The following is a 10,762-nucleotide window of genomic DNA, read 5'->3' on the forward strand; positions in this document are numbered from 1 at the left end:
ATTACTATCACTAAGCATTTGTTCAGCTTAAAGCGAAAGCGAAATCAAATAAACCTACTTAAACACCATAAAATCAGGAACGAGGCTCCAATAAGATCGGGGCTGAAGCGCCCTCCTACGATTTTACTTGGCACAGCGCCTCAGCACTTTAACTGACAGCTGAAAGCTTATGGCTGACGGCTGACGGCTGACGGCTGACGGCTGAAAGCTGAAAGCTAACATCTCTATACAAAAAAGCCCGCACTGCGTTTAACACAGTGCGGGCTTTTAAATTTTAATCGTTAAAGTTAAAACAATTCGTTTGCTTTGTTTACGATATTCTCTACCGTGAAGCCAAAGTGCTCAAACAGCTCATTAGCTGGCGCTGATTCACCAAAGGTGGTCATGCCCACAACTGCGCCGTTTAGGCCAACGTATTTGTACCAGTAATCAGCAATACCTGCCTCTACTGCTACGCGGCGTGAAACTGCAGCTGGTAGTACGCTTTCTTTGTAGGCAGCGTCTTGTGCATCAAATACATCAGTTGATGGCATAGATACAACACGTACTTTTTTACCTTGCTTACGAAGTTCAGCCGCTGAATCTTGGGCTAACTGCACCTCAGAACCTGTCGCGATAAAGATAAGCTCTGGCTCACCATCACAGCTAAGTACATAACCGCCTTTTTTCACATCGCTTAATTGCTGCGCTGAGCGAGTTTGTTGCTCAAGGCCTTGACGAGTGAAGATAAGTGACGTTGGGCCATCTTTGCGTTCAATTGCTTGTTGCCATGCAATAGCAGATTCAACTTGGTCGCACGGGCGCCAGTTAACTAAGTTAGGCGTTAAACGCATGCTAGCAATTTGCTCTACTGGTTGGTGCGTTGGACCATCTTCACCTAAACCAATTGAATCGTGCGTATAAACAAAAATGCTTGGCACTTTCATCAACGCCGCCATACGTACTGCATTACGTGCGTATTCCATAAACATTAGGAACGTAGCACCGTAAGGTATAAAGCCTTTATGCAGTGCAATACCATTCATAATAGCTGACATACCAAACTCACGTACACCGTAGTAGATGTAGTTACCGCTAGCATCGTTTGCTTCAAGACCTTTAGAACCTTTCCAAATTGTTAAGTTAGAACCTGCTAAATCCGCAGAGCCACCCATAAATTCAGGTAATAAAGGACCAAATGCATTTAATGCATCTTGCGATGCTTTACGTGATGCTGGGTTTGCAGGGTTTGCATCAAGCTGTTCAATATACGCTTGTGATTTTTCAGCCCAATCAGCTGGTAACTCACCACTGGTGCGGCGTTTAAACTCGGCTGCTAATTCAGGATGTGCGGCAGCATAAGCGGCAAACTTTTCATCCCAGTTAGCTTCTAGTTGCTTACCTTTTTCTTTGCCATCCCACTGACTGTAGATATCAGCTGGGATGTCAAATGCTTCACCAGTCCAACCAAGGAACTCGCGCGCAGCTTTGATTTCGTCTTCACCTAGTGGTGCGCCGTGGCAATCATGGCTACCTGATTTGTTAGGAGAGCCATAACCAATCACTGTTTTACAACAAATTAGAGTTGGTTTATCAGTGATGCTACGTGCTTCTTCGATTGCTGCACGAATTGCATCTGAATCATGGCCATCAACGCCGCTTACCACATGCCAGCCGTAGGCTTTAAAGCGCGCTGGGGTATCGTCGCTAAACCAGCCTTCAACTTCACCATCAATTGAAATGCCGTTGTCATCCCAAAATGCCACTAATTTACCAAGGCCTAATGTGCCTGCAAGTGAACACGCTTCGTGAGAAATACCTTCCATAAGGCAACCATCACCTAAGAAAGCATACGTAAAGTGATCAACGATATCGTGACCTTCACGGTTAAACTGTGCTGCCAATGCTTTTTCAGCAATCGCCATACCTACCGCATTTGTGATCCCTTGACCAAGTGGACCCGTAGTGGTCTCAATACCTGGTGCATAACCATACTCTGGGTGACCTGGAGTTTTTGAATGCATTTGGCGGAAGTTTTTAATTTCCTCAATTGGCAAATCATAACCACTTAAGTGCAATAGAGAATAAATCAGCATTGAACCGTGGCCGTTTGAGAGTATAAATCGATCTCTGTCTACCCACTCTGGATTGGTTGGATTGTGATTTAGATAGTCGCGCCATAATACTTCTGCGATATCCGCCATGCCCATAGGGGCTCCAGGGTGGCCTGATTTGGCCTGTTGTACTGCGTCCATTGATAAGACGCGAATAGCATTTGCAAGTTCTTTGCGAGACGGCATGAATTCTCCTACCTTTAACTGTATTTGCGCTGGTTGTTGTGTGTTTTTCAAGAACACCCATTCTTACTTATTGTAGGGGCTGTGTGCAATTAAAAACCCTGATTAAATTAGCTATTATGAAAATTTTTTAAGAACAAAAAGTTATTAGTAATTTTATTTAGACGTCTAGGCGTAAAAACACTATGCAACTATCGTTGTTTTCGATAAAATACGCCCCTTAATTTTTTAGCGCTCTTACCGACGTTTGTGAAGCGCAATATTTGTGAGCAGAAAGACAATGGCAAAACATTTATTTACTTCTGAATCAGTTTCTGAAGGTCATCCGGATAAAATCGCGGATCAAATCTCTGACGCGGTACTTGATGCCATCTTAGAGCAAGATTCTCATGCACGTGTTGCGTGTGAAACTTACGTGAAGACCGGTATGGTTATGGTTGGTGGTGAAATCACTACTAGCGCCTGGGTTGATATTGAAGAAATCACCCGTAAAACGGTACGTGAAATTGGTTACACACATTCAGACATGGGTTTTGATGCTGATTCGTGTGCAATCTTAAATACAATCGGTAAGCAGTCTCCAGACATCAACCAAGGTGTTGACCGTACTAGCCCTGAAGAACAAGGCGCTGGTGACCAAGGTTTAATGTTTGGTTATGCGTGTAACGAAACTGAAGTATTAATGCCTGCACCTATCACTTACTCTCACCGTTTAGTACAACGCCAAGCGCAAGTACGTAAAAGCGGCGAGCTTGAGTGGTTACGCCCAGATGCAAAATCACAGGTTACTTTTGCATATGAAAACGGCAAACCAGTCGGCATTGATGCAGTTGTTCTTTCTACTCAACACTGTGATTCAATCTCACAAAATGATCTAGTAGAAGCAGTGATGGAAACCATCATCAAGCCTGTATTACCTGCAGAGCTAATTTCTAAAGCAACTAAGTTCTTTATTAACCCAACGGGTCGTTTTGTTATCGGTGGCCCTATGGGTGACTGTGGTCTTACTGGTCGTAAAATCATCGTTGATACCTACGGCGGTATGGCTCGTCACGGTGGCGGTGCTTTCTCTGGTAAAGATCCATCAAAAGTTGACCGCTCAGCTGCATACGCTGCGCGTTACGTTGCGAAAAACGTGGTTGCTGCTGGTCTTGCTGATAAATGTGAGCTACAAGTATCTTACGCAATTGGTGTTGCGGAGCCTACGTCAATCAGTGTTGAAACGTTTGGTACAAGTAAATTAGAAGAAGGTCGTTTAATCGAACTTATTCGTGAACACTTTGACTTACGCCCTTACGGCCTAATTCAAATGCTTGATCTTGAGCGCCCAATTTATCAACCAACCGCTGCTTACGGGCACTTTGGTCGTGATGAATTCCCATGGGAACGCACAGACAAAGCAGACGCACTTCGCGCAGCAGCTGGCCTTTAATTCCAGCCTTTGTGTGAATGTAAAAAAAGCGCCAATCGGCGCTTTTTTTTATACCTGCTGATTATACTGTTATAAACTTTAGGTTATTTGTCGCGAGGTAAACTCGCTGCTACATGGCGTAGCCGTGGGTTTATCCTGCATAACGTAGGCGCGAGTTTATCCCCGCAATTAAATTAATGTGCTTTAAGTAATTTATTCACAAAGAAATTATGAGGCGCTGTGATTTAGAGTAAAATAGGGGCTAGGTTTTAGGGAAGTGACTAGCTGCTAAGGGTGTATTCGAAGCTCGTTACCCTTAGCCCGTGGCTTTCTCTTTTCAATGCTGCGCCTCGGTGGTGAAATAGACTTGTCGCCATAAATGGCGACCTACAGAAGCACAGCTGATATTACTTGTATGCGAGTTGCTTGCCACCGCGAAGGTAAAAGTTATTGTCGCGAGGTAAACTCGCTGCTACACGCGTAGCCGTGGGTTTATCCCCACATAACGTAGGCGCGAGTTTATCCCCGCAATTAAACCTAGATGCTAGCGTGTATTCTGAACCCGTCGCCCGAAGCCCGTAGCGCTTTACCTAACGCCTAACTTATCAATGTAAGTATTTTTTCATACCCAGCTACACCCCACACTATCATCAATATCAACAGCGCTAAACTAACCGCTGCTGAAGCAATATCTTTCGCACGTCCTGAAAGCACATGGTATTCAACGCCAACGCGGTCTGTTAATGCTTCAATGGCTGAGTTGAGGAGTTCAACCACTAATAAAAATAAAAAGCTAACAACCAGCATTACCCAATGTTGCAGTGATTGCGCAAGCCAAAATGATAATGGGAGTAACACTAGCCCTAAAGCGAGCTCTGTGCGAAAAGCTGATTCTTCCTGAAAAGCCGCTTTAAACCCCTTAATTGAGCATTGAGTGGCTTTAAAAAGACGACCTAAGCCTATGCCATTTGGTTTATTAACTAGGTTAATGTTTGGTTTGTTCATGTTTAGTATCTTAACAGCTCATCAGAAATTATTTGTGCCTTGAGTTAGCAAATGCCACGCTTGCGCCATGTATTGATTATACGCATGCTCTGTTGCAGCATCGATCACTTTAAACGATTGTGTTTGCGTTGGCATTAGCTGTATTTTATCGAGCGAGTTTACAGCATAGTACTCATATAATGCATTTAAATCACCACGCCATAATTGCTTATTATTACGTACAGTTTGAAAACCAAAAACAGTCCGTTCAGCGGGCGCTGTTAATAGTGACTGTCCGACACTATAAAATTCCGTACTAGCTGGTGCTATTAAATTCAACAAGGTTGGCGCGATATCCATATGACTAGCTATTTGTTGAGAGTTCACCATATTTGAGTTCACTCCGTTGCCATAAATAATTAAAGGCACATGAGTCAATTCGTATAAATTAGGCCGAGGATGTAAATAGCGCCGGCTGTAATGGTCACCCGTAATAATAAATAACGCATCGGGGTAGCGTTGTTGCATATTACGTACAAATGCGCCTAACATTTTATCGCTATACCATAAGTGCCCAAGCACATAAGGATCAAGTACTTGTGTTTCTAATTCTTGAATTTCTGCAGGGTAATCAGCGGCAGTTTTAAACGGGTAATCATACTGATTTAGATCTAAGTTAAAAGGTCCATGATAACTGCCACTCATGATCACATTAAAGCTTTTTGGCTGTGTTTTCGCAGCAACCAAATCAAATAACTGAGCATCATCAATCCCCCAAACCCCGGCACTCCCCTTACCGCCAGCATCTGTAGCAGAGTACACCTTATCGGCACCTTGAGAGAGGACATATTGGCCAACATTCTGCCATGACAATAAACCGCCATAAAAAAATTGACTGGTATAACCTAACTGTTCCAACTGATTGAATAATGACAATTTACTAGCTGGTTGCTGTGGCCCTATAAGGCTCATATTGACCCCTGCATAAGGGATCCCAGATAAAATACTCGATAACGAGTTCATAGTGCTACTGGCTGCTGGTAACACGTTATCTAAATAAATCCCCTTGCTAGCGAGGTTTTTTAGCTCGTTGGTTAAGTTAAGTGAAGCATATTTTTGTTGTAACGGCCATGAATCGTAACTTTCCATCACAATAAAAAATATTTGTGACGGGGCTGCCAACAGCGGCTCACTGCTGTGTTGCTTTAACTCTACTAACCCGTCTGGAGCAATTGTGGTATTACTTTTTAAGTATGGATTTTCACCGTCTAAGCCATGACTTTGTAGCTCATTATAATCCTTAATAGCATACACAAAACTGCGAAATGGATTTATAACTAAATTATTTACAAACGGATCAAGGGTAACGGCAGACCACTTTCGCGAAGCTGGGCGTGACTCGAACGAACCGCGAATAGCACAGACAAATAACACTATGATCAAAACAATTAAAAATGTTCGTTTCCACTTACAATCAGTAAAAATACGCTCTAAAAAACCATAAGGTTGCCGATCAATTAACTGGCATAACTTAAATGCAACCACTAACAATACTAATAAACTCAGGACACTGCCCCATGGCTGATATTGCTTTATTGCAGTTAAAGCAATTGCTTGCTGATCGTCATGTAGCCCTTCAAACATAAAGTAATTGAATTGACTGCCGTATTCAGCAATATATGTGATGCTGGTTATACAAAGTAAAATAGCAACCACAAAGAAAAGCTTGGCGGTCAATACACGCACCGCTCTGACCCAATGCCACAGTCGCAGTGGTTGTAAAATACAATTGAGTAGAAAAGGAATACTAAAGCAGACGCCACTGGCGGCGGAGTCAAATGCAAACCCCGTTTTTAAGGTATTTAAAATTGTATCAACATCTAATGGGGCAGTGATCCGGTTATGAAAATAAACCAAAAAGAACACCCGAAAGCTCATAAATAGCAAAACACCCATAAACCAAAGTGTCGCTATGCGCCAGCTTTCGTTAACAAATGCAAACCATCTGCTTGATTTAAATACCGATGATACCAACACCTTTGCTGTCCTTAAAATAGAATATTCCCAAAAAGGGAATGTTACCTATTTTAGTTACGCAAACAATGCTGACTTTGTAATATTTTGTAAAAAAGTTCAAATAAAACACTTAAATTACATGACGTTAACAAATCAACGCGATTCCTATTTTTACGTGTTGTTGGGTTATTTCTATTACTGCTGATGAGTACAGTCGCCAAGCTGTGTTATTTGCTCATTTGGTTGGAAAGTTTTATCAAGTAAACGTTGCTTTAACGCAAGTAAAGTGTGTAATGCACTTTTGAGCCCAATTTTATTACTGAGCCAATGAGGAAGCGCCCCGCCTGGGTCCGCGTATACAACATGACGAATAGTCAATTGCGTCAGCCCTTGATTACGAACTTCAGTTAATAACCAACTTGCCTTAAGGTCAGTGATGCGGATCACTTCCTCGCGCTTATCAAGGAAATCTGGAAAAGCAGCAATCGTTAACTCAGTTTGTGTGTCACTAACACGTCGGTAGCATGAGTAGCTCACCATATCGCGATCTGTAACCGGCCATGGTGAATCAAATTGGGTATAAACGATGTTTTCTGAGGGACTTAAACGCTTTAATACTTGTACATTAGCTACATTTTCAATCCATAAGGGAGCACTTTCGGTATCGCTTAGCAACGCCATAAAATCACTCGCTGTGACCCCTTCGATAGTAATCTCAGCCTGTACTTCAAAAATACCATTTGCATGTTTTTTATAGTGCACGCTCGCCCCATCATACTGCTTCCAAAGCTGCCACTGGGCAGGCTGTGCCCCAAGCTGGACGCTAAAAAGCAGCGCTAATAATAGCATTTGCTGTCGCATACATACTCCCTTATGCGCTGAACAATCCTTATTGCCAATAAGGCGGTATTTTATATGACGCTAAACGACTTTGCTCCATTGCATTAACCAAGAACTCTGATTTTTTTTCTAGCCAGCTTTGGATTTTTGCAAGCTCTTCATCATCCTGCCCAGCGCATAGCTGTTTTAGGTACTCTAGTGTACTCAGCTCATACATACCGTGTGAAATATCTAACCACGGGATGCGAAACTCACTACGTTCATCTTTTTCAAATAACGCCCCTAAACAGTTACCACTGAGTAAGCTATTTTCAAGACGGGTACGTAAATCCAAATAATCTTTTGATGTTAATGTTTTTTGCTCTGGCAGCAATTGGTGAAGGTCTTGCCAGTCTTTTTCAAAGAGACGATTGGCGATCTCTGCAACCGGTTGCTCGGCAGCTTGAAATTGCACTTGCCCCCAACTTTTACGCCATTGCTTGTCCACCAGCCAAGTAGTTAAAGACAGTAGTAAACGGTTATAACGAGCACTATGGAACAAACTATTAATATCATCAATGCTCGGTTGTAGTTCTTTTAAGTCATTGATAACTTGAGTTAACTCTGGCGCACTATTTATTTTCTTATAGTAAGCATGGCGCTTAGAAGTGTAAGTTTTAAGTTGAATCGCATTTTCAACCCAGGCTAACTCACTGAGTAACCACTTAAGCTCTGTACGTAATGCCTCCGTGGTGCTTTTATCAACAATGTCATCAAACAACCAAAATGTATGGCGAATCAAACTAATGCCATCAGTTACACGTTTGAGGGTTTTTAAACTAGGTTTGTCAAAGTAGCATTGCTCGTGCTTTTGTACAAAACGAATACCAAAGTCAATGGCAGCTATGAGCGCTTGCTCCTGCGTCGCATTTTTAGGCAATGAAACAAAGCCTATTGATTTACTTGGCTTGAGCGGTTTATTGTCTGCTAAGCGATAGCCACGAGCCGCCTTAGAGTATAGACCTAATCGAATATTACTTTGGCTAACCAGTTTATCCGCTAAAGAAAACAATTCATCGCGGCTGCCTTCTATAAGTTCTATTTCTAGTTCACAGATAGGTTCCATCAAACCTGATGCTGAGACTTCACCTTTATCTTGTACAACTTCAATTTTGGCACCATTTTCTGTTTCAATCAGCCAAGTACGACGGATAAAGTTTGTACTAAAAATAGGATAAAGATTCGCAGCAATCGCGCTCACTTGCATACCATGAGGCCAGATACTAGCATCAAATGCGGTTATATTTGGTCGGCTACTCTCAAGCGGTAAATTATATTCAGGTCGTTGATGTAACCCCCCTACAACGTCTCCTGCAAGCTTAATTGTCTGCTCGCATTGGTTATCCGCACAACGGGTTCGAAAACCAATATCAAGCGCTCTTAATTCACGACTTGGCGTGTCAAAGTACGCATTTTGCAAACTACGAGAAGGCTTGTTGGTAACGGTTTTTGCAAATTGAGTTATTAATGCGGGGATCAGTGGAATTACGGCGTCTGACACCAAAAACTTCAGTTCTATCTCAGTATCCATTAGGCTTGAGGATTACCTTTAAAATAAATGAGAGCTCAAAATAAACAAAGCTGCCCGACATTGCAAATTTTTTAGCTGATTTGAATCTATAAACAGTAGCAGTGATTACAATATCAACCTTGCTATTGGCGCGTTAAATCCATACTATCTCAAGACTTAACTATGAATAATACGATTGCTGTCCCACAGACGGTTACATTAACAGGGTAGATTGATGTTAAAACATTCTTTATTAACTTTGCTATTTGCAGCGGCCACATTTTTAAGCCATGCTGAAGAAACTAATTCAGCTAGCGATGCAAACACCGCATATATAGTCGATAACCTATATACATTTATGCATTCAGGTGCGAGTAAAAATTACCGTATTATTGGCTCTGTTGATGCTGGCACTAAGTTGACGCAATTATCAGCTGAAGAAAATGGCTTTATCAAAGTGCTTGATGACAAAGAACGTGAAGGTTGGGTTGAGGCTAAATTTGTAACTAAATCTGCAGGTATTCATCAACAGTATCGTACTCTAAGTGCTGAGATGACATCTATGCAAGAGCAACTGCGCCAAGCACAAATTGAATTACCGCAACTACAAGAGCAAAACCAGACATTAACTGATCAAAATACCGCGTTGTCGGAACAAATTACTAAATTAAAAAATACCTTAGACGCAGAGCGTACACAAAAACAACAAGCAGGCGCTAAAGAAAAACGTCAACTATTAACTTATGGTGGCGCGATTGCATTTATTGGTTTGTTCTTAGGTATTATTTTGACCATCGTATTATCACGTCGTAAACGCTACGACGGCTGGGCGTAATAAATAATCACGATATTTGATACACAAAAAGCACCTTTTGGTGCTTTTTTGTGCGCGGGGTAAATCACGCCCCTGTAGGTCGTCATTTATGGCGACAATAGCTATTTTACCACTGAAGGCGCGCTGCACAGAGGAACTCAACTAAAAGCATCACTACCTCTTATTTCTTCTCGGTCTTCTCGGTGGTGAATAAATCATGCGCGGGGTAAACCCGCGCCTACTTTTGGTTGCTGCGAAGTTAAGTATCCAGCCTCAAGCCTGTATCTTGTTTGATCTTTTCTATCACCATATAAGTATGGTGTGTACCAACTCCTGGTATATCAACTAAATCCCCTAGCACTTGGCGATATTCGTCCATGTCGCAAACACGAATTTTTAATAAATAATCATAACCACCTGCGACCATGTCACATTCAACCACTTGTTTAATTCTTAAAATATGTTCACGGAATACTTTAAACACAGCAGTATTTGAAGTCACTAGTGACACTTGTACGTGCGCGACTAAGCTCTGATTAAGCTTGGCTTCGCTAAGCTTAGCAAAGTAGCCTTCAATATAGCCTTCTTGCTCAAGTCGTTTTACTCGGTCAAGACAAGGGCTGGGGCTTAAATTAACCTGCTTTGCGAGGTTAACATTAGAAATTCTGCCGTTTTTTTGCAGAACGTCTAAAATAGCTAAATCAATGCGATCTAGCAGGCGTAATCTATTGGAACTTGTCATAACAGAATTTTATGCGGATAAGTTTAAGGTATGCCCTGTAAATTATCGTAAAACGCCAAATTTAACCAGCATATTCTGCTGGATTTTAATTAGAATGCACGCATTACAGACATGATAATCGAGTAGCTAC

8 protein-coding genes are annotated in these 10,762 nt (G+C 41.9%); 2 read left to right on the top strand and 6 right to left on the bottom strand.

Annotated features, from left to right (window positions below):
• Window positions 1-287 precede the first annotated feature (287 nt).
• Window positions 288-2,279, bottom strand: coding sequence for a transketolase (gene tkt / locus KAN5_RS11385; protein ID WP_244389733.1), 1,992 nt, complete (start codon window positions 2,277-2,279; stop codon window positions 288-290).
• A 277-nt stretch (window positions 2,280-2,556) separates the two neighbouring features.
• On the opposite strand from tkt, the gene metK reads away from it, so the two are divergent.
• The gene (gene metK / locus KAN5_RS11390; RefSeq protein WP_138553812.1) at window positions 2,557-3,708 is read left to right on the top strand and encodes a methionine adenosyltransferase; all 1,152 of its coding nucleotides are present in this window, start codon (window positions 2,557-2,559) and stop codon (window positions 3,706-3,708) included.
• 576 nt (window positions 3,709-4,284) lie between these two features.
• Here the strand turns inward: metK and KAN5_RS11395 are convergent.
• From KAN5_RS11395 to KAN5_RS11410, 4 genes are all read right to left on the bottom strand, one after another.
• Complete coding sequence (locus KAN5_RS11395) at window positions 4,285-4,677, bottom strand: diacylglycerol kinase (protein WP_029216107.1); 393 nt, start codon at window positions 4,675-4,677, stop codon at window positions 4,285-4,287.
• Window positions 4,678-4,713: 36 nt separating this feature from the next.
• Window positions 4,714-6,708, bottom strand: coding sequence for an alkaline phosphatase family protein (locus KAN5_RS11400; RefSeq protein ID WP_244389734.1), 1,995 nt, complete (start codon window positions 6,706-6,708; stop codon window positions 4,714-4,716).
• Window positions 6,709-6,882: 174 nt separating this feature from the next.
• Window positions 6,883-7,548 carry an START domain-containing protein gene (locus KAN5_RS11405; RefSeq protein ID WP_244389735.1) on the bottom strand — a complete coding sequence of 222 codons (666 nt, stop codon included), beginning with the start codon at window positions 7,546-7,548 and terminating at the stop codon, window positions 6,883-6,885.
• Between the two features lie 28 nt (window positions 7,549-7,576).
• A complete protein-coding gene (locus tag KAN5_RS11410) occupies window positions 7,577-9,097 on the bottom strand; it encodes a CYTH and CHAD domain-containing protein (RefSeq protein WP_138553814.1) in 1,521 nt (506 codons plus the stop codon).
• A 214-nt stretch (window positions 9,098-9,311) separates the two neighbouring features.
• On the opposite strand from KAN5_RS11410, the gene KAN5_RS11415 reads away from it, so the two are divergent.
• The gene (locus KAN5_RS11415; RefSeq protein WP_016708292.1) at window positions 9,312-9,911 is read left to right on the top strand and encodes a TIGR04211 family SH3 domain-containing protein; all 600 of its coding nucleotides are present in this window, start codon (window positions 9,312-9,314) and stop codon (window positions 9,909-9,911) included.
• 238 nt (window positions 9,912-10,149) lie between these two features.
• On the opposite strand, the gene KAN5_RS11420 is transcribed toward KAN5_RS11415, so the two are convergent.
• Window positions 10,150-10,632, bottom strand: coding sequence for a winged helix-turn-helix transcriptional regulator (locus KAN5_RS11420; protein WP_016708293.1), 483 nt, complete (start codon window positions 10,630-10,632; stop codon window positions 10,150-10,152).
• Window positions 10,633-10,762: the final 130 nt, after the last annotated feature.

Source organism: Pseudoalteromonas sp. KAN5 (assembly GCF_022846535.1).
Taxonomy (GTDB): Bacteria; Pseudomonadota; Gammaproteobacteria; order Enterobacterales; family Alteromonadaceae; genus Pseudoalteromonas; species Pseudoalteromonas haloplanktis.

Coding starts and splice junctions, on each gene's coding strand:
- tkt (WP_244389733.1), bottom strand. CDS start 2,279: ATGCCGTCTCGCAAAGAACTTGCAAATGCTATTCGCGTCTTATCAATG.
- metK (WP_138553812.1), top strand. CDS start 2,557: ATGGCAAAACATTTATTTACTTCTGAATCAGTTTCTGAAGGTCATCCG.
- KAN5_RS11405 (WP_244389735.1), bottom strand. CDS start 7,548: ATGCGACAGCAAATGCTATTATTAGCGCTGCTTTTTAGCGTCCAGCTT.
- KAN5_RS11410 (WP_138553814.1), bottom strand. CDS start 9,097: ATGGATACTGAGATAGAACTGAAGTTTTTGGTGTCAGACGCCGTAATT.
- KAN5_RS11415 (WP_016708292.1), top strand. CDS start 9,312: ATGTTAAAACATTCTTTATTAACTTTGCTATTTGCAGCGGCCACATTT.
- KAN5_RS11420 (WP_016708293.1), bottom strand. CDS start 10,632: ATGACAAGTTCCAATAGATTACGCCTGCTAGATCGCATTGATTTAGCT.